We start from the raw sequence: 19,966 nt of genomic DNA on the forward strand, positions 1-19,966 counted from the left end.
CGGGCCCGCCCGGCAGAACGGCGGTGTGCATCCCCGGACCGGCTACCGGCCCCGGCCGGTGAGGAGGTCGCGGGCCCGGTCGACCATCCCGATGCCGGGATCGATGAGCCTGTTGGCGGGAGGCGTCGAGGGCGTCCGGGGGTGCGGGCGGGTGGGGGAGGTCTTCTTCGCCGTACGGACCTTCTCGCCCAGGTCCCACAGCACGTCCTCACCGCAGACCTGGCGCATCTGCACGAAGAGCATGCTCTCCTCGTCGTGGATGTGGGCGATCACCTCGCGCTGAAGCTCGCGGACCGAGGGGTCGAAAGCGGGGTCGCGGGGCTCCATGCCCTCCAGGTCCTTGAGCATCTGCTCGACCTGGGAGTGATCGGCGAGTTCCTTGTCGGCGATCTTCCCGCCATTCGGCAGATGCTCGCGCACCGCAGGGTAGAGGTGCTGTTCCTCCGCGACCGAGTGCCGCACCAACTCGACGGTCAACCGGTCCAGCAGCCGCTTACGGTCATGACTGCCGGGCGGGGCCTGGTGGAACTGCCCGAAGAACTCCGCCACCTCGCGGTGGTCGGTGGTCAGTTCGTCGACGACGTCTCCGCCGTGTCCCATCGTGATCTCCTTCCGCTGTGACCGGGAACCCCGCGGGGAGGTTCGGGCTACGAGATGCGGCGAGTACCCCGATCCCGCGAGCCGATGCGGCCGGCCGGAGCACCCTGCGGCGGTCGGTCCGCTCCGCGTGGTGCCCGTACCTGCGGGAGCTGGCGCAGAATGACCGCAGCCGGCTGACGGTGCGGAGCTACGGGTACATGATGCTGCGTTGGTTTCGTCTTCTGCGGTTGCTCGGGGCCCTGGGAGAAGGCGACCGAAGTCGCGTGCTGCCTGGGTGGTTGCGCACAGCTTCGCCGGCTTCGCCACCGCCCCCGCCGAACGGCTGTACCTCCGGCTCGACCCGGACCCGGACCGTCCCGGTCGCGCGCATGGGTCCCAGCGACCGCTAAGTAATTGCAGACGCTGGCTATTGTGTGCAACTTTAGACAGCTCACGCAAGTAATTGGGGGTGGTGGTCGTGCGCATATTTGTCACCGGAGCGAGCGGATACATCGGCGGATCCGTCTCCGCCCGCCTGATCCAGGCCCGGCATGAGGTGATCGGGCTGGCACGGACCGAGGACCGCGCGAAGGCGCTCCGGGCAGGCGGGATCACCCCTGTGCTCGGGACCCTCGACGACCAAGAGGTACTGGCCCGTGCCGCACACGGGGCCGACGCGGTGATCAACGCCGCCGACAGCGACCACCGTGGCGCGGTCGAAGCCCTGACCGATGCGCTCGCCGGAACCGGGAAGCCCCTCCTGCATGCCGGCGGTTCCAGCATCGTGGGAGACGACGCCCGTGGCGAGGCGGCGGAACAGACCTTCACCGAGGCCGCTGTTTCCCCCACCGGCCCGTGGCAGCCCGAGCCGGACAAGGCAGCCCGTGTGGCTATCGACCGGCTCGTCCTGGCCGCGGCGGAGCGCGGCATTCGCTCGACCGTGTTGTGCAGCAGCCTGATCTACGGGCACGGGTACGGGATCGCGCGCGACAGTGTGCAGCTTCCCCGTCTGGTCAACCAGGCCCGCAAGAGCGGCGTCGTCCGGTACATCGGCACAGGCGGCAACATCTGGTCGACGGTCCACATCGATGACGTCATCGACCTGTACGTCCTGGCGCTGGAATCGGCGCCGCCCGGATCGTTCTACTTCGCCGAGAACGGCGAGGCATCGTTCGCCGCGATGGCCCAGGCCATCGCCGACACCCTCGGGCTCGGCACCGCCCAGCCCTGGGACATCGACTCGGCGATCCGGGAGTGGGGATACGAGCCGGCGGTATACGCCCTCGGCTCGAACAGCCGGGTGCGCGGCACCAGGGCCCGGGACCGGTTGGGCTGGAAGCCCGCACACAATTCCGTCACCGACTGGATCCGTCGCCGCCTGACTGTGGGCGAACCCGGCTGAGTCCGGCCCGGAGCGTGTTCGCCCGCCAGCGACAGCTCGGCCAGTGACCTCACCGGCCTGTCCCCGCACAGAACCGCATCCGCCAGCTCGAACAGGGCGTCCGTACGGGCGGTGGGACAGGAGTAGTACTCGCCCCGGAAGCGGGACAGGTCCGCCGATCAGGCGGTGGGCTTCTGCTGCGGGTAGGTGGCCCGGGTATGCGCGTCGTCCAGCAGGGCGCGTAGGAGCTGTGCGTTCGGGGCCACGGCGGTGGCGAGCGTCCCCGGGCCGGGCAGGGGGGTGATGACGGCGCGGCTGGGGGCGAGGACACACGGCTCGGCCGGAGCGTCGCGGAACTCAGGTGAGACGGTGAGGAGTTGCCCAGCGGCGAGGTTGTCCGCGAGCACGGCGGGGCCGTCCCATCCAGGGGCGCCGGGGCCGTAGTCGGTGGTCTGGTCGAGGAGCGGGCGACCGCCGCTGCGTACCGTGAGGCGTGAGACGAGCCGGCCGGGCGGTTCACCGGCGCGGCCGAGCACCTGCTCCTCGCGGAGCACCAGGCGGGCTGTCGGGGCGAGGTCGACGCGGTAGGTCACGTGGAGCCGGCTGCCGCGCACGGAGACCAGCGGCTCGGGCAGCCAGCGCAGCTCGCCGCCGTCGCCGACGGCGAGGCACACGTCGTAGCGGGCGGGTTCGCCGGCCGCGCCCGGCATGGCCAAGGTCGCGGCGGCGCTGGTGATGCTCAGGGCGGCACCGGCCTTGACGCGCACGTCGAGCCGCAGCCGGTCGCCGCCCAGCGGCCCGGCCATGGCCCCGACCAGGCACACCCGCGCCTCTCCGGCGCCCGCTCGGATCCGGCGCAGGGCGAGTGGCCCGTCCCCGGCCAGCTCCGGCAGTGTGGTGCCACCGCGCCCGTCGGGAGCGGCGGTGATACGGGCACGGGCGCGGACTTCGCCGGCGGGCACGCGCGCGTCGGAGCGGCGGGGGCCAGGCGGGCGCGGGGTCGGCCCGTTCGTACGGCCGGCGGGTGTGGACCCGAGGTCCGTCACGCCGTACGCCACGCGGCGACGCGCTCGCGCAGCCAGTCCGCGACCGGCCGCACGCCGCCCTCCCGCGCCAGCGAGGTGAACACGACCGGCTTCTCGCCGCGTTGGGTCCGCGCGTCGCGCGCCATGCGCGTGAGGTCGGAGCCGACGTGGGGGGCGAGGTCGGTCTTGTTGACGACGAGCAGGTCGGCCATGGTGACCCCGGGCCCGCCCTTGCGGGGTATGTCGTCACCGCCCGCGACGTCGATGACGAAGAGCTGCGCGTCGGCCAGGCCGCGGGAGAAGGTGGCCGTGAGGTTGTCGCCGCCGGACTCCACCAGGACGACGTCGAGGGGCCCCACCGTCGCCTCCAGTTCCTCGACGGCCTCGACGTTGGCGGAGATGTCGTCGCGGATGGCGGTGTGCGGGCAGGCGCCGGTCTGGACTGCCGTGATCCGCTCGGGCGGCAGCACGGCCTCGCGGAGCAGGAACTCGGCGTCCTCGCGGGTGTAGATGTCGTTGGTGACGACGGCCAGCGCCAGCTCGTCGCGCATCAGCCGGCACAGCGCGGCCACGATGGCGGTCTTGCCGGAGCCCACCGGACCGCCGAGCCCGACCCGCAGGGCGCGGCGGGAGGTCGCGCGGGTGGCGCTCCCTGCCGGCGTCGGGGGTGCGCCGAGGCGGCGCGTGGCGGTGCCGTAGGTGTAGCGCTGCGGAGTGGTCTCGGGGTGGTCGCGGTGCATGCCGTCTCCCTGGGTTCTCACGAGCCCGGCCGGGTCGGCCGGGGTCTGCCTACGAGGCGAAGAGCCGTGCCGCCCGGACGGCGTGCTCCTCTGCGGCGATGTCGAGGAGCGGGGCGCCCGCCGCGGGCAGAAGGGGCCCGACGTCGGCCCGGCCCCCGGCGGCGGCACGTACACCCGCCGCCGTGGCCCGCGCGGCGACGTCGTCCAGTTCCGGGGCGAGGCAGGCGAGGACGGCGGTGGCCTCGAAGGGGTCGAGGCCGAGGAGCCGTACGGTCGCGGTCGCCGGCCCGGAGACCGCCTCGTACCCGGCGACGTGTGCGGCGTCGCCGGGTCCCAGGGCCGCGGCGCGGGCGGCGAGGCCCAGGACGACGGGCTGGTGGACGCCGCGCGGGCGGGCCTGGGCGAGGGCGTCCAGTTCCGCGGTCGGCCAGACGGCGCGGGCGGCCCGCAGCAGTTGGCGACCCAGCTTGCGCGCGGTGGCGCGCAGGGCGGGGGAGGGGGTGCGGGCGTCGGCGGCCTCGTCGAGGAGGAGCGGGTCGGCTCCGGCGCAGGCGGCGGCGGCCAAGGCGGCGGAGGTGAGCCCGGCGGTGTGCAGCCGGCCGCGGCAGTACGCCGCCAGCCCTGCGGCGTCCGTGATCCGCCCGGCGGCGACGGCCTGTTCGGCGCCGCCGGAGTGGGCATGGCCGCCGGCGGGGAAGCGGCCGTCGGCGAGTACGAGCAGCGCGGCGCGGGTGGCGGGCGGGGGCGGCATGGCTCAGAACAGGAAGTAGCGCTGGGCCATGGGCAGCTCCGCCGCCGGGGCGGGCTCGACCACGTCGCCGTCGATGGTCACGGTGAAGCTGTCGGCATCGACCCGTACGTCCGGGGTCGCGTCGTTCAGCCGCATGTCCGCCTTGGTCAGCGACCGCGTGGAGCGGGCCGCGACCAGGGGCTTGCCCAGCCCGAGGCGGTCACCGAGACAGCCTTCCAGCGCGAGGGGGGACACGAAGGAGACGGAGTTGGCGTGCGGGGCGCGGCCGGCGGCGCCGTACATGGGGCGCGGCAGGACCGGCTGCGGGGTGGGGATGGAGGCGTTGGCGTCGCCCATCTGCGCGTACGCGATCTGGCCGCCCTTGATCACCAGTTGCGGCTTGACGCCGAAGAACGCCGGGTCCCACAGCACGAGGTCGGCGAGCTTGCCGGGCTCGACCGAGCCGATCTCGTGGTCGACGCCGTTGGCGACGGCGGGGTTGACCGTGTACTTCGCGACGTACCTGCGCGCCCGCAGGTTGTCGGCGCGGCCGTCGCCGGGCAGCGCACCACGCCGCTTCTTCATCACGTGCGCGGTCTGCCAGGTGCGCAGCACGGTCTCGCCGATGCGGCCCATGGCCTGGGAGTCGGAGGAGATGACGGAGATGGCGCCGAGGTCGTGCAGGACGTCCTCCGCGGCGATCGTCGTGGGCCGGATGCGGGACTCGGCGAAGGCGAGGTCCTCAGGAACGGCGGGGTTCAGGTGGTGGCAGACCATCAGCATGTCGAGGTGCTCCTCGACGGTGTTGACGGTGTGCGGGCGGGTCGGGTTGGTGGAGCTGGGCAGGACGTGGGGGGCGGAGACGACGGTGATGATGTCGGGGGCGTGGCCTCCGCCGGCGCCCTCGGCGTGGTAGGCGTGGACGGTGCGGCCTGCGAGGGCGGCGAGGGTGTCGCCGACGAAGCCGGCCTCGTTGAGGGTGTCGCTGTGGAGGGCGAGCTGCGCGCCGGTCTCCTCGCAGACGGCGAGGCAGGCGTCGATGACGGCGGGGGTGGCCCCCCAGTCCTCGTGGATCTTGAAGCCGAGCGCCCCGCTGCGCAGTTGGCTGAACAGCGCCTCGCTGGAGACCGTGCTGCCCTTGCCGAGCAGGCCGACGTTGACGGGGACGCCGTCCATGGCCTCCAGCATCCGGGCGAGGTGCCACGCCCCGGGGGTGACGGTGGTGGCCTTGCTGCCCTCGGCAGGGCCCGTACCGCCGCCGATGAGGGTGGTGACGCCGGCGGCGAGCGCCTCGTCGGCGAGCTGCGGACAGATGAAGTGGACGTGGGCGTCGACGGCGCCCGCGGTCAGGATCTTGCCGTTGCCCGCGACGACTTCGGTCTCCGGGCCGATGACCAGCTCGGGGTGCACGCCGTCCATGGTGTCGGGGTTGCCCGCCTTGCCGAGGGCGGTGACGCGCCCGTCGCGGATGCCGACGTCGGCCTTCACGATGCCCCAGTGGTCGAGGACGACGGCGCCGGTGATCACGGTGTCGGGGGCGCCGTCGGCGCGGGTGGCACGGGAGACGCCCATGGACTCGCGGATGACCTTGCCGCCGCCGAAGACCGCTTCGTCGCCCGCGCGCCCCGGGCCACCGGAGCGGTCCTCCTCGATCTCGATCAGCAGGTCGGTGTCGGCGAGCCGGATGCGGTCGCCGGCCGTCGGCCCGAAGAGGTCGGCGTACGCGGCCCGTGACAGCTCAGCCATCGAGCGCCCCGCCCGTCTCGCCGCGCAGCCCCGGCACCACGCGCCGGCCCGCGAGCGGGACCAGCGCGACCTCCACCGGCACGCCCGGCTCGAAGCGCTCGGCGGTGCCCGCGGCGATGCCGAGGCGCCTGCCGCGGGCGACGGCGCGGTCGAACTCCAGGCCCGGGTTGGCCTCGGCGAAGTGGTAGTGGGAGCCGACCTGGACCGGCCGGTCGGCGGTGTTGAGCACGGTGAGGCGGACGACGTCGGCGCCCTCGTTGAGGCGGACGGTCCCGTCGCCGTAGCGGATCTCTCCTGGGATCACGGCGGTCCTCCCGTCAGGCGATGGGGTCGTGGACGGTGACGAGCTTGGTGCCGTCAGGAAAGGTCGCCTCCACCTGCACGTCGCGCAGCATCTCGGGGATGCCGTCCATGACGTCCTCGCGGGTGAGGACCTTGCGGCCGGAGGCCATCAGGTCGGCGACGCTGCGGCCGTCGCGGGCGCCTTCGAGTACGTGGGAGGTGATGAGCGCGACCGCCTCCGGGTGGTTGAGCCGCAGCCCACGGGTCCGGCGCTTCTCGGCGACGTCCGCGGCCACATGGATGAGCAGCCGCTCCTGCTCCCGGGGAGTCAGTCGCACGCGTCCACCTGCCTTTCCGGCTCCGCTCCCTCCGGGGCCGTCCCGGCCCGGAGTCCGGCCACGCTAGCTCGCGCATTTTTCGGGCGCGTTACGCGGACGCCGCCGATGCGGGGACCTGGGCGCGATGCCGACGGCCGATGCACCAGCCGCGAATGCGCCCTCCTGGCAGCCGGATTGGGTCTCAGGCTGCCAGAACCAGTGAGCCGTACCCCGACTTCAGCTGCATCGCGGTTCCGGTGCCGGAGGCGGACCGTCCAGCGGGTGTGGTGCAGACGTTGCTGGACACCGCACAGGAGGAGGCCGCCTCGTGACCCGTACGCTCTTCGAACCCCCCGGTTCCTACCCGACCAGCAGCCACCAGGCGGCCGCTCCGGTGCCTGCGGAGCAGGCGGTGCTCTTCGATTTCAGCAATACGACCCGGGCAGTGGTTGGGGTCAGCAGAAGCTCAGCCCGGCTTGATCGCCAGCGTCGCGAAATAATGCGACATGTATGGAGCGGATGCGTTGGACTGGTGCGGCGCCTCCGCGAAGCCGGTGACGACGAACCCCGCGGCGAGTTGCCCGCCGATCTGGTCGGCGAGGGTGTGGCTGTATTCAAGAGGGGCATCCGCACCGAACTTCGTGGCGCGTTCCTCGGCGGAGTACTGCGTGACATCGCTGTAGGGCAGCTTGTGCACGACGATCATCTCGCCACGCTCGTCGAGCGCCTCGTGGTCGAACAAGTACACGTCAGGGTTGAGGAAGCCCACGAGCAGAGTTCCGCCCGGTCGCAGGACGCGGAAGCACTCACGCCACACCGCTGCCAAGTCCGGTACGAATAGGTTAGAGACCGGATGGAATACGACGTCGAATGTTGCGTCGCCGAAGGCGCTGAGGTCGCGCATGTCGCCCAGGACGGTGCGCAGTTCGAGTCCGTCGCGCGCCGCCACCATCTGGTCCTGGCCGAGCTGGCGGGGTGAGTTGTCGAATACGGTGACCCGCGCCCCTGCGGCGGCGAGGATCGGACCCTGCTGGCCACCGCCGGAGGCCAGGCACAACACGTCCTTGCCGGTCAGGTCCGCCGGCAGCCAGGAGCGGTCGACCGGCTCATGCCCGATGAGAACAATCGACCAGTCGCCCGTGCGGGCGCGCTCGACATCCTCAGTACTCACCGGCGTCGACCACTCGTTGCCCTCTTGGACATACCTGTCCCAGGCCGCCCGATTGTGGGCAACCGGATCGACAATGTCCTGCACGTTTAACCCCCTGCTACAGTCAAGCGGACACCTGCGGTACTCTTCTTCCCTCGATTCCTTACAGGACAACCCTATTGGGTCCCTGTCCAGGATCTTCGGGGCCCCTCATGTCGTGATTCGATAGACGGAGACGTGAGAACGCGACTCTGCGGTAAATGCGGCGCCGGCCCAGTCCGCATGTCTGGTCTCCAGCTCGAATCCGGCCAGCTGGGCCATAAGGTCGAGTTCGGCTGGCCAGATATAGCGATGAGGGCTCCGGAACAACCGCGCCTGCTGAGATTCATCGAAACGGAAGTGGTGCGATACCACCCGCTGGTCCAGGACATCGTAGGTGTCCAACCCGATGTAGCCGGGTTCGGACTGCCAGACGGTGGCCGTCTGGCCTGCGGGGAGCTTGCGCAACTCGGGTACCCAGAGCTCGATCACGAATCGGCCCCCGGGCCCAAGGTGGCGGGCAGCGTTGCGGAAGCACTGGACCTGCTCATCCTGGGTGAGCAGGTTGGAGATCGTGTTGTACACGAGGTAGACGAGTGTGTACTTCCCGGGGGCGATGGTGGTCGCCATGTCACCAATGGTCACCGGGATCGTTGCTTCATCTGCCTTGGTTCGCAGTTGCTCCACCATCGGGAGCGAGAGCTCGATGCCGGTGACAGAGACTCCTCGTCCGGAGAGCGGGACCGCCACCCGGCCGGTCCCGATGGCGAACTCAAGCGCTGCTCCACCTTCGGCGAGCTGGGCGAGACGCTCCACGGTCGGCCCCAAGACCTCGGGCGCGAACATGCCGGAGCCGGGCGTGTCATAGCGTTGGGCGACATCGGCGTCCCAGATCTTCTCCTGCTGCATTCCGTCAACGCTGGCCGCTGACACATGCGATGTCCAGCGAGTTTCTCGCGCTGCTCTGAGGAAGATCAGAAGGAGCCAGTCGTTGTCGTACAGGCATCAGGAACAGCTGCTGAGCAAGTCCGCCCCACGCGGGCGTCGGCTCATGGGTCGCGCTGTTCGCCTCGGGTCTTGGGCCGACAAGGGGGTCCCGCGCCGGTTGGAATGGGGCCCTCGGGCAGCAGTGCGCCGAGCGCAGTGGCCTCGGGGGTGCCGAGTTCGCCGAACAGTTCCGGGGCCAGCCGATGGCATTCCAGCGCCCGCCGGCCCGCACGGCCCGGTTGAGACCTGCCGGTCTCCCGCGAGGGCGCGGGGCGCCGAGAACTGGCCCGCATCCTGCGGGAGATCACAACCCCCGACGGCTCGCCGCCGCCCGATCCCTACGACGAAACGGGCGACACCGAATCGTCGGTCAGCCGCGTCTTCTCGCGGAGGTCGGCCGCTCCGGTACGGGTCGGAATGCTCCACGGCGCCGACGCCGGGCAACTGGTGATGGACATCCGAGCGAACTGCAACTACTTTGAGTGCAGTTTAAATCGGTGCGTTGGCGGCGAGCGGGAAGGGGCGACCCCATGGGTCTCAGCAGTAGAAGCGCGGTAGCGATTCATGCGCTCACCATGCTGGGGCGCTGGCGCGACCGGACCCTCACCTCGGCGGAGATCGCGGACAGCCTGGCCAGCAATCCGGTGCTTCTGCGGCGGATCCTGGGCAGCCTTCGCGACGCCGGCCTGGTGTGGGCCGCCGAGGGACGCGGCGGCGGCTGGAAACTGGCCCGCTCCCCGCGCGAGATCACCCTGTACGACGCGTACGCCGCCGTGGAGGCGGGGCCGGTGCTGTCCGGACACGCCCATCCGCCGAGCGACGCATGCGAGGTCGGGCGCCACATGCAGGCCCTCCTCGCGGAGGAGTTCCGGGAGGCTGAGCAGGCCCTGGAGCAGCGGCTCGGCAGGACGACCATCGCGCATCTGGTCCAGCAAGTACTGGACAGTGAACGCGCGTCCGCGGGGCGTCGGCAGTAATCGTTCGACGGCGGAGGCGATTTGCCTCCGCCTTTTCCCTGCCTTAACTGTAATCAACATGGTGGCAGTAAAGCCCAGGAGGATGCAGCAAATGAGCTCCAGGCCGGACACGCCGAAAACGCCGGACACTGCTGGACGGACCGGTTCCGGGCGATCCCTGCTCGCGGTGCTGTTGCCGGCGATGCTCGCCACGGTCGTCGCCAGCGACATGGTCACTCTCATGCTGCCGTCGATGGGAGCCGAGTTCCGGGCCTCCGAGGCCGAGCTCGCCTGGGTCGTCACCGGCTTTCTGCTCATGTTCTCGGTCGGTATCCCGTTCTACGGCCGCATCGCCGACCGCGCGAGCCTGCGGCGGCTGTTCTGCTTCTCCCTGGTGACCTACGCCGTCGGCAGCCTGGTCTGCGCGCTCGCCCCGAGCCTGCTCGTGCTGGTACTCGGGCGCATGGTGATGGGAGTGGGCGCGGCCGCCATCCCGGTGCTCTCGATCCTTGCGATCACCAGACTGTTGCCGGCCGACCGGCGGGGAACGGGCATCGGCGTGGTCTCCGCGGCCACGGGCATCGGCACCGCCGCCGGACCGGCCCTCGGCGGCGGCCTCGGCCAGCTCTTCGGCTGGCCCGCCCTCTTCTGGCTCATGCTGGCGCTCTCGCTGGCGCTGCTACCCGCGGCGTGGCGTGTCCTGCCGGGTGCACCTCCGTCCGGCTGCGGCCGGTTCGACCTTCCCGGTGGCGCGCTGCTCGGCGCCGGCGCCGGACTCGTGCTCTACGGGATGACCCAGGCCCAGGTCAACGGACCAACCGCGCCCTCATCCTGGGGCAGCATCGTGGTAGCGGCCGGAGCCATCGCGCTGTTCGCGTGGCGCACCGCCCGCGTCGCGCAGCCGTTCGTCCCGCCCGCGCTGTTCGGCAACCGGGTCTACCGAGCGGCGCTCGTCGTCGCGTTCCTGGCCATGATCGTGAACCTCGGCGGGCTAGTATTTCGTCCCCCTACTGGTAGTCGACGTGGGCGGCGTCAGCCCGGGTACAGGGGCCCTGGTCATGATCCCGGCAGGGATCGCCGTCGCCGTCCTCTCACCGCTGATCGGCCGCCTTGCCGACCGCGTCGGCACCCGCCCTCTCGTGCTGGACGGGACTCGCCGTCATGGCGCTGTTCGCACTGTTCCTGTCCAGCTTCGCCAGCGGATCCTCCATGCTCCCCGCCGGTATCGGCATGCTCGGGCTGTGCACCGGCTTCATCCTCGTGGTCACCCCGATCATCAGCGCCGCGGCGAGCGCGCTCCCGCCCGGGCAGACGGGCATCGGCCTCGGCATCCTCCAAGGCGCGCAGTTCCTCGGGGCCGGCACGGGTCCGGCACTCTTCGGCGTCCTGGTGGCCGCGCGTCAACAAAGCGGCACCGCCGCGCTCAACCCCCTCAGCACCGGCCACGAGGGCGCGGCCTACTCCGACGCCTTCCTGGCCATGGCCGCGGTCACCGCTCTCGCGCTCCTCGCCGCACACCGGATGCGCCCTGCCGCCGCTGCGCCCACACCGACCCAGGCCGCGGACAAGGTCCGCCAAGGCCCGCAGTCGTGAACCCGCCGACGGCGCCTTCTGCCTCTGCCAGGGCGAGGAACACGAGGTGCCGTTCTCCCTGGTCCTGCCGTGGGAGACACCCCCTCACCGCACGAGACCCAGGGGCCGTGCGCGCTATCTGCCAGATCGCCGGGATCGGGCTGAGCGTGAAGGTGGGGCGGGTCGGCTCCGGTTGGCGCCTCGTCTGCCCTGTGTCAGTGGTGTGAGCAAGGATGCGCGCATGATCCAGACTCTTCCGCTGGCCCTTCCCGGTGCGCTGGTGGACTACCACGGCCTTGACTTGACCGCCCCCTACTCCAAGGGCTGGGGCGTGCATTTCTTCGATGTCGTCGGCGCGCCGAGCGGCGAGGTGTACGCGCTGTACGGCTTGTACCGCCACACCTACGGAGTCGCCGATGACGAACAGGAACCGGAGAGGGCGAACTTCGGGTACCGGGTCATCACCCGCTACGCCGCGGATGGCGAGATCCTGGGGGTGGCGCTGTTCCGCACCGGCGGCGCGGATGACGAGAAATCGGCCGTCGTGGACGGCGGCGACATCAGCCTGTGTGTCCTGCCCGACGGATTACTCGCCATCAGTACGACACCGAACAACACCACCCTCGTCGCATCCGACCTGAGCCAGGTTTCGGCCGTCTACGACTCGAAGGACAGGCGCCCCTTCGAGCCGTTCACGCCGGCTGAGGGCGACCCCTTCGCCTGCTCCGTCAGTGTCACGCCCTCGGGCCGCCTGCTGTGCACCGTTGCCGAGTACGGCGTGTGGAGGTACGGCAATTTCCTCACCAACCTCGTCGGTCTCGCCGACGGTGCGCTGACCGCCGACACCAGGCCGGTAATCAACACACTGGCCTCTCTCGACCCCGAACCCGCCCATCACAGCGACGCCGACCTGCGCGCCCACGCCACCTTCCAGGGTGCCCCTGTCGGCATCGCCAACCGGCCTCGTCCCGCGCTGACCGAACTGGTGCCCGGTGAGGACCGCCTCTCGAACTGGCACGACTCCCGCCTCGGCCGGCCCGTACCGCTTTCCGACAGCCTCTTCGTCATCCCGTTCTACGCCAAGACGTTCCGCGGGGGCAGCCGCGGCAGGCCCTTCGTCTTCGCTCTCGTCAACGAACAGGGCGAGATGACCGGACGCCTCCACGGCCTCCACGAGTGGCGGGACTCACCCTTCACCGGCTTCTGCTTCAACCTGGCAGCTGATGCACACCGGGGCCACGCCTTCCACCTCAACCGCTACGGCCTCTACGCCTGGAACAAGGAGGGAGCGCTCCGAGCCAAGCTGGACACCGAGAACAAGACCTTCAGGCAGTTGACCCACTTCACTCTCGGAGCCTGCGCCTTCAACGGCGACCTGCTGCTCATCCACAGGAAGCAACACCTCATCCTGCGCATACCCGCGCCCGACGACCTCACCGACCTGGCGGCCACGGTCGAGGACGCGCTTCGCTCCTACACCCGCCAACGCACTGCCTTGAAGAAGCAGTGGCGTCCCATCAACTGGCACTGGACGCAGACATCCGCTCCGGTCCACCGGATTTGACCGGCCGCGCAGGCGGACACCGGAGCCGCGGTGGGGCCGTTGCTGTCCGGAAGTGTGAGTGCCGCGATCACGGCGTCGCCGTCACGGTCCAGGCCCCGGGTGAAGGCGTGAAGGTGGGGTAGATCGGCTGCGCGGACCTGGTCGGTCGAGCGAGCGAGCGCATCGGCGTTTCCTGTGCAGGGCGTCAGCAGTCTCGCGAAGTCCCCGATTCCGCCGGCCAGGTTGGCCATCTCGGGGAGGCGAAGGTGAGCCGGGCCAGGAGATCGCATTGCTCGGCTTTGAGGTCGCCGGGTCTGGTCAGGAGCATCCGGGCGAGCGGGCGGGGGTGTGGGCCAACACCCGGTGCGCCGTGGTCCCTTGCTCTCCGGCGCCGCCGAGCGAGGTGGGCCTGAGCGGACATCGCCAGATCCCATGAATCGTGTCAGCACGTATTGACGCGCCATTTCAAGCGAAATACGGTTCCGCTTACATTCACGAGTTGAAACGTTTCAATAAGGGGCACGCATGAGACTTCCGAGAAGAAGACCCGGGCCCTGGCGCGCCGTCACCGTTGTGGCCGCGGTGCTCGCCTCGGTCGCCGCCCTCACCGCTCCCGCCGCCGGGACCACGGACGAGCAGGCGGTGTCGCGCACGCCCGAGCGGCCGTCGGCGCCGACCGGGCTGCGGACGAACTCGCTGCCGGCTCCCACGGACGTGGACGCCGCGGGGACGGTCGAGTTCGGCTGGCAGTCGGCGCTGCGCCGGCAGAGCGCGTACAAGATCGAGGTGACGCGTTTCGGCGCGGACCGTCCGGTGTGGGCGACCGGCAAGGTCGCATCCGTGCAGTCGTCGGCGGTGCGCTACGCCGGTCCCGCGCTCCGGGCGGGGGAGCGGTACCGGTGGCGTGTGCAGGTCTGGGATGACGACCGCCGGCCCTCCGGATGGTCGGAGTCCGCCTCGTTCGGCACCGGTCCCGGCGCCGACTGGGGTGATGCGGCGCCCGTGTGGCCCCGCCCGCCGGCCGGTGAGGAGTGGACCGACTACCGCGTCGATCTGACGCTTACGGTCACCCGAACCGCGTTCGGCGTGCGCTTCCGGTCGCCGGACGCGAGGAACGGCTACATGTGGCAGTTCCGGGCGGCCGGCGCGGCCAACCCCAACACCCTGGTACCGCACATCCAGACCGACGGCACGTTCCGTGCCGGCGATCCGGTGCCGCTCGGCGCCGAGCTGAAGACCGGCACCGAGCACCGGGTCAGCATCGAAGCCGTCGGCTCCACCCTCACCACCTCCCTCGACGGCCGCGTCGTGGACCGCCGTACCGACACCACCTACGCCGGGGGCGTCGTCGGTTTCCGCAACGGCGGCAGTGAGTCGGGCGTCGTGGACGACGTCCGCGTCACCGACCTGACCGGCTCCGGTGACGGCGCCGAGCTGTACCGCAACGACTTCGACGACCCCGCGGCAGGCTTCCCGTGCGGGACCGTCGAGGACGGGGCGCTCAGCCTCGGAACCGGCGTGGACTGCCTCAACGCCAACCTCTCCAACGACTGGGCGCTGTTCCGCGACGACTTCCAGCTCGCGCCGGGAAAGAAGGTCGCCTGGGCCACCGTCTTCGCCACCGGCTCCGCGTTCTCCAGCGCCAAGCAGTACGTGTACAAGATGTACCTGGACGGAGAGTTCGTCGGGCTCGGCCCGACCAGCCCGACCGGCGACGAGGTCCGCTACGACGGCTTCGACGTCACGGACCAGCTCCGCGAACGCGGCCCGCACACGCTGTCCGCGATCGCCTATGCCACCAAGGACCGGCGCTTCCAGGCCCACGTGATCGTGCGCTACACCGACGGCACCACCCAGACCCTCGGCACCGGAGCCGCCTGGCAGGCCAGGACCGGAAGCGACATCTGGACATCGACGGACAGCATCGGCACGAACTACTGGTACGCGCCGCAGGAAGACGTCACCATGGCCGCGTTCCCGGACGGGTTCAAGAAGCCGGGCTTCACCGGCTCCGGCTGGACCGCCCCCGAGGTCAAGGAGCCGTTCGAGAAACTCGCCCCCACACCGTTCGCGAAGGTCGAGGAGCAGACGCACGCCCCCGAGAAGATCGTCGACCTCGGCGGCGGGGACTACTTCGTCGACTTCGGCCGCACGTGGATGGGCGGCGTCCAGCTCACCCTGGACGGCCGGCAGGACCAGCAAGTCCGGCTGCGATTCGGCGAGGAGCTGTCGGCTCCGCACACCGCCCGCTACCGGATGCGTACCGGCAACACGTACGAGGACGTGCTCACCCTCCGAGACGGCCGGCAGACCGCCGACACCTGGGGCATGCGCGTCTTCCGCTACCTGAACATCGTCGACTCGCCCGTCCCGATCACGAAGGAGAACCTGAACGCGCTCGCCATGGTCTACCCCTTCGACCGCGACGCGGCCCAGCTGACCTCCTCCGACCCCGGCCTCGTCAAGGTCTGGCAGTTCACCAAGGACACCATCGAGACCGCCAACCAGAACTTCTTCACCGACTCCTGGACCCGCGAACGCACCAACTACGAGGCCGACGCGTACATCCAGCTCCTGTCCAACCTCCACCTCACCGAGGACCCGACCCTCAGCCAGTACTCCATGGACTACTTCGAGGCGAACCGCACCTGGCCGACCGAATGGCCGATGTACGTGATCAGCGCCGTGTACGACACCTGGCAACGCACCGGATCCACCGCCCAGATCGAGCGCGCCTACGACACGCTCAAGCCCAAACTGCTCGACGAGGACTACGACCCGGCCACCGGCACCATCGTCCAACGCGACGCCATCGTCGACTGGCCCGACAGCCAGCGCGACGGCTACCGGTTCACCGACCAGAACACCGTCCTCAACGCCCTCGCGTACAGCAACTACCGGCAGATGGAGACGATCGCCCGGGAACTCGGCCGCATGGGCGACGCCGGGGACTTCCGCGCGAAGGCCCGGACGATCCGCGACGCCCTGAACACCAGGTTCTACGACGCGGAGCAGGGCGCCTACGACGACGGGCTGGACAAGGACGACGTCCCGACAGGCCACCACGCGATGCACGCGAGCGTCTTCCCGGCCGCCTTCGGTGTGCCTGCCGACGCCGACCAGCGCGGCGCCGTCGCGGACTACATCGCCTCCCGGGGCATGGCCTGCAGCGTCTACTGCTCCGGGTTCCTGCTGGAGGCCCTGTACGACGCCGACCACGGTCAGGACGCGCTAGATCTGCTGACCTCCTCCGGCACGAACGGCTGGCTGCACATGCTCGACATCGGCGCCGGCGCCACCGGCGAAGCGTGGGACCCAGGCCAGAAGAGCAACATGACCTGGTCGCACCCCTGGGCCACGGCTCCCGCCTACGTCATCCCACGCGACATGTACGGCATCGAACCCACGTCGCCGGGCTACGCGACCTTCCAGGTCAAGCCCCAGACCGGTGACCAACGCTTCGGCTCCGTCACGCTGCCGACCGTCAAGGGCACGATCGGGGTCTCCTTCCACCGGTCCGGCGACCGGCAGGACCTCGGCGTCCAGGTGCCCGGCAACACCACGGGGACGGTCAGCGTGCCTGTACCCGACGGCCATGAGGGAGCGGTGGTGTTCGTCGACGGCAGACCCGTCCGGGGCGAACGCGACGGTGACCGCATCGCCGTCCGGGCGGACGCCGGCTGCCACGTCCTCAGCACCTCGTGGACGGCGAGCGTGCGCAATGACGACCGGCTGACAGGCATCTGCCGAAAAGGCAACTGAAGCCAGCGCTGCTGCGCAGGAGCCGGCGACCCGGCCGGCTCCTGCGCAGCGCCCAACTGTTGTCGCGCTGAACGGGAGGTATCGGGACCGGTTGCCGCAATCGTGCGCCGTCCTCGCCGACTCCGGCTGACTTCGCCAGGGTCCGGGCTGGGCCGACGACCTCGTGCATGGTTGGCAGTGGCGCGTCGAGAGGCGTGCTGCGGATGGCTGGTCACAATTGTTGGTCTGTGGCCATGTGGTGTTCTGCTGGTGGGAGAGCTGTCTGGTGACGGCCTGGATGGTGTCGCTGATGTGCTTGCGGCGGCCCAGATGGCGGGTGAGGATTCGCCAGTTCTTCAGGTGGGCGATGCCGTGCTCGACCCGGATGCGCCATGAGGAGTGGGCCTTGCGCTGCCGCTCGTGCGTTTCCTCGTGCCACCGGGGTGGGTTCTTCTTGAACTTGCGGTGTGGGGGCGTCACGATCCGGACGCCGGCCTGGGTGCCGAGCCCTTGATAGCCGGCATCCGCCAGGATCTCGACCGATGGTCCGTCGGCCAGCAGCTTGACCAGCCCTAACTGGCGGGCGTGGGTGATATCCGCGCGCCTACGGGGCCGAAGGGCGTTGCCGACGTGGGAGGTGGTGGGGGCGCCCCGTGCGCCGGGACCGCAGTAGGTGCTGAGGGGGTTGGATGCTGGTGGGGCCGGTGCCGATGTGGAGGATGCTGCCGTTGGCGTTGTTCTTCCGGCGCCGATGGTCAGGTAGGCGTAGGCGTCCCCCTCCTGCCGGAACTCAGCGAATTATCTCTGCGTCTTTCGTCGCCGACGCGGCCTGCGTCATGCCCAGCTTCGAGCGCGGGTTGACCCTCCCCTTACGTCAGGCTTGAGGCTGTATGCCGACGAAAGGGCAGGTGGATGAGCTACTCCGTGGGGCAGGTCTCTGCCTTCGCCGGCGTGACCGTGCGGACACTGCATCACTACGACAAGGCGGGACTGCTGTCGCCCAGTGACCGCAGCCACGCCGGCTACCGGCTCTACGGTGAGGCCGACCTGGTCCGTCTCCAGCAGATTCTCTTCTACCGCGAGCTCGGCTTCCCCCTCGACGAGATCGCCGCGATCTTCAAGGATCCGCAGGCAAACCCCTTGGAGCGGCTCCGGGCCCGGCAACGGCAGCTGAGCGAGGAGATCGCCAGGCTGCAGCGGCTGGCCGAGGTGGCGGAACGGGCGATAGAGGTCCAGATGACCGGAGTGTCTCTGACGCCTCAAGAACGCTTCGAGGTCTTTGGTGAGGTCACCTTCGACCTGAGTTATGCCACCGAGGCAGAGCTGAAATGGGCGCGATCGGAGGGGAAGCGCGAGGCGATGACGCGCGCGGCTGCCCACACCAAGGAGGATTGGCGTCAGCTCATGGAGGAAGCCGCGGCCTGGCGAGCCGAGCTGCTGGCGGTCTTCGACGAGGGGGAGCCGAGCGACGGCGAGCGGGCCATGGACCTCGCCGAGGGGCACCGCTTGCACATCGCACGCTGGTTCGCCGCCTGCCCGCCTGACATGCACCGACGCATCGCGGACGACTTCGTCGCCGACCCGCGCGCCTTCGCTCTGGTCGTACCGCCCTCGCAGCAACGCCCAGGCCTGGCCGCCTACACACACCACGCGGTCTGCGCCAATGCGGCCCGCCACGCTCGTGGCGGTAGCGATCTCGGGGAGGGCCAATGAGGATCCTCATCGCTACGGCCGGATCGCGCGGCGACGTGGTGCCCTACACGGGCCTGGGGGCTGAGCTGCGCCGGGCCGGGTACGACGTTGCCCTGGCCGCCACAGACACCTTCGCCCCCCTCGTACGCGACGCAGGGCTGGAATTCCGCCGTCTGCCTGCCGACACGCGAGTGCGCGGCGGCACAGGCAAACGTGAACTGATGCGCACCGCTGCCGCGTTCGTCACCGAACTGGGTCAGGGGTTCGCCGATGCGGTGGACGAGGGAACGCACTTGCTCCTGCTGTCGACCACTACGGCTCCGCTCGGCTGGCACCTCACCGAGGCCATGGGCATTCCGAGCCTCGGCGTGTACCTCCAGCCCACCGCACCGACCGGCGACTTCCCACCCGTCGTGACAGGCTCCCGCTCGCTGGGACGTCTGGTCAACCGAGGAGCCGGACGCTTCGCGCTGCGAATGGCCGACCGTGTATACGAACAGGCGGCGGCAAAGCTGCGCCACCGCCTTGGGCTGCCCCCGACCTCCCTCTCCGAGATGCGTCGACGACAGGAACAGGCGAATTGGACCGTTTTGCACGGCTTCAGCGCGACCCTGGTGCCCCGTCCCTCCGACTGGCGATCTGGCCTGGAGGTCGTCGGCAACTGGTGGCCCCCTCACGATGAATCCGAACGCCTGCCTACTGAGATTGAGGACTTCCTGTGTGCCGGACCCCGGCCCGTCCTCGTCGGCTTCGGGAGCATGGCGTCCGGTGACGGGGAACGGCTCAGCGGGATCGCTGTACGAGCCCTGCGCCGCGCCGGGCTGCGGGGGATCCTCCAAGCCGGCAGCGCCGGGCTCGCCGCCGACGGGGATGACCTGCTCACCATCGGGGACGCGCCGCACGCCCTGCTGTTTCCACGGCTGGCTGCGGTGGTCCACCATGCAGGGGCCGGCACCTCGGCCGCCGCGCTGCGCGCCGGAGTGCCTGCGGTCACCGTGCCCGTGACCGCGGACCAGCCGTTTTGGGCGGGGCGACTTGCCGCCCTCGGCGCCGCCACTGACCCGATCCCCTTCCGGTCCCTCACCGCCGAACGGCTTGCCGACTCACTTGAGCAAGTGGTGAAGCAGCAGGCGCACACTCGAGCCGCCGCAAGAGCGGCGAAACGTCTGGTGGCCGAGAACGGAGCAGGTCGGACACTGAAGATCATCCAGCAACTGGCCGATGGATGACGCCAATCCGTTCCGATGGAGCCAGTTGGGCAGGTGGGCGGTGTGGCAGCACCGGGCGGCGGGGTGACGGCTCCACCGGCCGAGGAGTTCGTGGCGGCGGCGGAACGCCGATCCGCATCGCCGAGGCCTCCGGTCTCGGCGACGGCCGGATTCTGGCATCAGCCCGCGGCATGCCGAGCGCCTGATCGCCGAAGCCCGCTGCGCGGGCTCGTTTCGGGCGGGCCCGGCCGCCTCCATTCGGCGAGACTCGCCCGGTT

General features: G+C 70.3%; 17 protein-coding genes and 2 pseudogenes. 7 read left to right on the plus strand and 12 right to left on the minus strand.

The window, feature by feature from the left end; all coding sequences use genetic code 11:
* Positions 1 to 42 precede the first annotated feature (42 nt).
* The gene (locus ABGA99_RS12665; RefSeq protein WP_347580776.1) at positions 43 to 600 is read right to left on the minus strand and encodes a hemerythrin domain-containing protein; all 558 of its coding nucleotides are present in this window, start codon (positions 598 to 600) and stop codon (positions 43 to 45) included.
* A gap of 448 nt (positions 601 to 1,048) precedes the next feature.
* On the opposite strand from ABGA99_RS12665, the gene ABGA99_RS12670 reads away from it, so the two are divergent.
* Positions 1,049 to 1,981 carry an NAD-dependent epimerase/dehydratase family protein gene (locus ABGA99_RS12670; protein WP_347582646.1) on the plus strand — a complete coding sequence of 311 codons (933 nt, stop codon included), beginning with the start codon at positions 1,049 to 1,051 and terminating at the stop codon, positions 1,979 to 1,981.
* Between the two features lie 158 nt (positions 1,982 to 2,139).
* Here the strand turns inward: ABGA99_RS12670 and ABGA99_RS12675 are convergent, their stop codons facing one another.
* The 8 genes from ABGA99_RS12675 to ABGA99_RS12710 all read right to left on the minus strand — a co-directional run bounded on the left by ABGA99_RS12675 (position 2,140) and on the right by ABGA99_RS12710 (position 8,898).
* Positions 2,140 to 2,922: an urease accessory protein UreD gene (locus ABGA99_RS12675; protein ID WP_347582647.1), complete on the minus strand. Its 783-nt coding sequence runs from the start codon at positions 2,920 to 2,922 to the stop codon at positions 2,140 to 2,142.
* Positions 2,923 to 3,002: 80 nt separating this feature from the next.
* Positions 3,003 to 3,725, minus strand: coding sequence for an urease accessory protein UreG (gene ureG, locus ABGA99_RS12680; RefSeq protein WP_347580773.1), 723 nt, complete (start codon positions 3,723 to 3,725; stop codon positions 3,003 to 3,005).
* A 49-nt stretch (positions 3,726 to 3,774) separates the two neighbouring features.
* On the minus strand, positions 3,775 to 4,476 hold the full coding sequence (locus ABGA99_RS12685) for an urease accessory UreF family protein (RefSeq protein WP_347582648.1): 702 nt from the start codon (positions 4,474 to 4,476) through the stop codon (positions 3,775 to 3,777).
* A gap of 3 nt (positions 4,477 to 4,479) precedes the next feature.
* A complete protein-coding gene (locus ABGA99_RS12690; protein WP_347580771.1) occupies positions 4,480 to 6,201 on the minus strand; it encodes an urease subunit alpha in 1,722 nt (573 codons plus the stop codon).
* Positions 6,194 to 6,505, minus strand: coding sequence for an urease subunit beta (locus ABGA99_RS12695; RefSeq protein ID WP_347582649.1), 312 nt, complete (start codon positions 6,503 to 6,505; stop codon positions 6,194 to 6,196). Before ABGA99_RS12695 ends, ABGA99_RS12690 begins: the two co-directional genes overlap by 8 nt.
* A gap of 13 nt (positions 6,506 to 6,518) precedes the next feature.
* The gene (locus tag ABGA99_RS12700; protein WP_347580769.1) at positions 6,519 to 6,821 is read right to left on the minus strand and encodes an urease subunit gamma; all 303 of its coding nucleotides are present in this window, start codon (positions 6,819 to 6,821) and stop codon (positions 6,519 to 6,521) included.
* Between the two features lie 445 nt (positions 6,822 to 7,266).
* The gene (locus ABGA99_RS12705) at positions 7,267 to 8,055 is read right to left on the minus strand and encodes a methyltransferase domain-containing protein (RefSeq protein ID WP_347582650.1); all 789 of its coding nucleotides are present in this window, start codon (positions 8,053 to 8,055) and stop codon (positions 7,267 to 7,269) included.
* A 105-nt stretch (positions 8,056 to 8,160) separates the two neighbouring features.
* Entirely contained in the window at positions 8,161 to 8,898 is a 738-nt protein-coding gene (locus tag ABGA99_RS12710; RefSeq protein WP_347582651.1) for a class I SAM-dependent methyltransferase, read from the minus strand.
* Positions 8,899 to 9,506: 608 nt separating this feature from the next.
* Here ABGA99_RS12710 and ABGA99_RS12715 point away from each other — a divergent pair.
* The gene (locus ABGA99_RS12715) at positions 9,507 to 9,953 is read left to right on the plus strand and encodes an Rrf2 family transcriptional regulator (RefSeq protein WP_347582652.1); all 447 of its coding nucleotides are present in this window, start codon (positions 9,507 to 9,509) and stop codon (positions 9,951 to 9,953) included.
* 378 nt (positions 9,954 to 10,331) lie between these two features.
* Here the strand turns inward: ABGA99_RS12715 and ABGA99_RS12720 are convergent, their stop codons facing one another.
* Positions 10,332 to 10,589 carry a hypothetical protein gene (locus tag ABGA99_RS12720; protein WP_347580765.1) on the minus strand — a complete coding sequence of 86 codons (258 nt, stop codon included), beginning with the start codon at positions 10,587 to 10,589 and terminating at the stop codon, positions 10,332 to 10,334.
* A gap of 504 nt (positions 10,590 to 11,093) precedes the next feature.
* On the opposite strand from ABGA99_RS12720, the gene ABGA99_RS12725 reads away from it, so the two are divergent.
* Both ABGA99_RS12725 and ABGA99_RS12730 read left to right on the plus strand, forming a co-directional pair.
* A complete protein-coding gene (locus tag ABGA99_RS12725; RefSeq protein ID WP_347582653.1) occupies positions 11,094 to 11,525 on the plus strand; it encodes a hypothetical protein in 432 nt (143 codons plus the stop codon).
* Positions 11,526 to 11,727: 202 nt separating this feature from the next.
* The gene (locus ABGA99_RS12730) at positions 11,728 to 13,068 is read left to right on the plus strand and encodes a hypothetical protein (RefSeq protein WP_347582654.1); all 1,341 of its coding nucleotides are present in this window, start codon (positions 11,728 to 11,730) and stop codon (positions 13,066 to 13,068) included.
* 29 nt (positions 13,069 to 13,097) lie between these two features.
* Here the strand turns inward: ABGA99_RS12730 and ABGA99_RS12735 are convergent.
* Positions 13,098 to 13,393 (minus strand): annotated as a pseudogene (locus ABGA99_RS12735) (ISL3 family transposase); the annotation flags it as partial.
* Positions 13,394 to 13,572: 179 nt separating this feature from the next.
* Between ABGA99_RS12735 and ABGA99_RS12740 the strand changes: the two are divergent.
* On the plus strand, positions 13,573 to 16,809 hold the full coding sequence (locus ABGA99_RS12740) for a family 78 glycoside hydrolase catalytic domain (RefSeq protein WP_347582655.1): 3,237 nt from the start codon (positions 13,573 to 13,575) through the stop codon (positions 16,807 to 16,809).
* A gap of 285 nt (positions 16,810 to 17,094) precedes the next feature.
* On the opposite strand, the pseudogene ABGA99_RS12745 reads toward ABGA99_RS12740, so the two are convergent.
* Positions 17,095 to 17,547, minus strand: a pseudogene (locus tag ABGA99_RS12745) (transposase family protein); the annotation flags it as partial.
* 153 nt (positions 17,548 to 17,700) lie between these two features.
* Here ABGA99_RS12745 and ABGA99_RS12750 point away from each other — a divergent pair.
* Entirely contained in the window at positions 17,701 to 18,501 is an 801-nt protein-coding gene (locus ABGA99_RS12750) for a MerR family transcriptional regulator (RefSeq protein ID WP_347580761.1), read from the plus strand.
* Entirely contained in the window at positions 18,498 to 19,709 is a 1,212-nt protein-coding gene (locus ABGA99_RS12755; RefSeq protein ID WP_347582656.1) for a glycosyltransferase, read from the plus strand. The genes ABGA99_RS12750 and ABGA99_RS12755 overlap by 4 nt, the downstream gene beginning before the upstream one ends.
* Positions 19,710 to 19,966 lie beyond the last annotated feature (257 nt).

It is taken from the genome of Streptomyces sp. B5E4 (assembly GCF_039871555.1).
GTDB lineage: Bacteria > Actinomycetota > Actinomycetes > Streptomycetales > Streptomycetaceae > Streptomyces.

Excerpts from the sequence above, each read along its gene's own strand:
- ABGA99_RS12665 (WP_347580776.1), bottom strand. The coding sequence starts at position 600 with ATGGGACACGGCGGAGACGTCGTCGACGAACTGACCACCGACCACCGC.
- ureG (WP_347580773.1), bottom strand. The coding sequence starts at position 3,725 with ATGCACCGCGACCACCCCGAGACCACTCCGCAGCGCTACACCTACGGC.
- ABGA99_RS12685 (WP_347582648.1), bottom strand. The coding sequence starts at position 4,476 with ATGCCGCCCCCGCCCGCCACCCGCGCCGCGCTGCTCGTACTCGCCGAC.
- ABGA99_RS12690 (WP_347580771.1), bottom strand. The coding sequence starts at position 6,201 with ATGGCTGAGCTGTCACGGGCCGCGTACGCCGACCTCTTCGGGCCGACG.
- ABGA99_RS12710 (WP_347582651.1), bottom strand. The coding sequence starts at position 8,898 with ATGCAGCAGGAGAAGATCTGGGACGCCGATGTCGCCCAACGCTATGAC.
- ABGA99_RS12715 (WP_347582652.1), top strand. The coding sequence starts at position 9,507 with ATGGGTCTCAGCAGTAGAAGCGCGGTAGCGATTCATGCGCTCACCATG.
- ABGA99_RS12720 (WP_347580765.1), bottom strand. The coding sequence starts at position 10,589 with ATGAGCCAGAAGAGGGCGGGCCAGCCGAAGAGCTGGCCGAGGCCGCCG.
- ABGA99_RS12725 (WP_347582653.1), top strand. The coding sequence starts at position 11,094 with ATGGCGCTGTTCGCACTGTTCCTGTCCAGCTTCGCCAGCGGATCCTCC.
- ABGA99_RS12740 (WP_347582655.1), top strand. The coding sequence starts at position 13,573 with ATGAGACTTCCGAGAAGAAGACCCGGGCCCTGGCGCGCCGTCACCGTT.
- ABGA99_RS12750 (WP_347580761.1), top strand. The coding sequence starts at position 17,701 with ATGAGCTACTCCGTGGGGCAGGTCTCTGCCTTCGCCGGCGTGACCGTG.
- ABGA99_RS12755 (WP_347582656.1), top strand. The coding sequence starts at position 18,498 with ATGAGGATCCTCATCGCTACGGCCGGATCGCGCGGCGACGTGGTGCCC.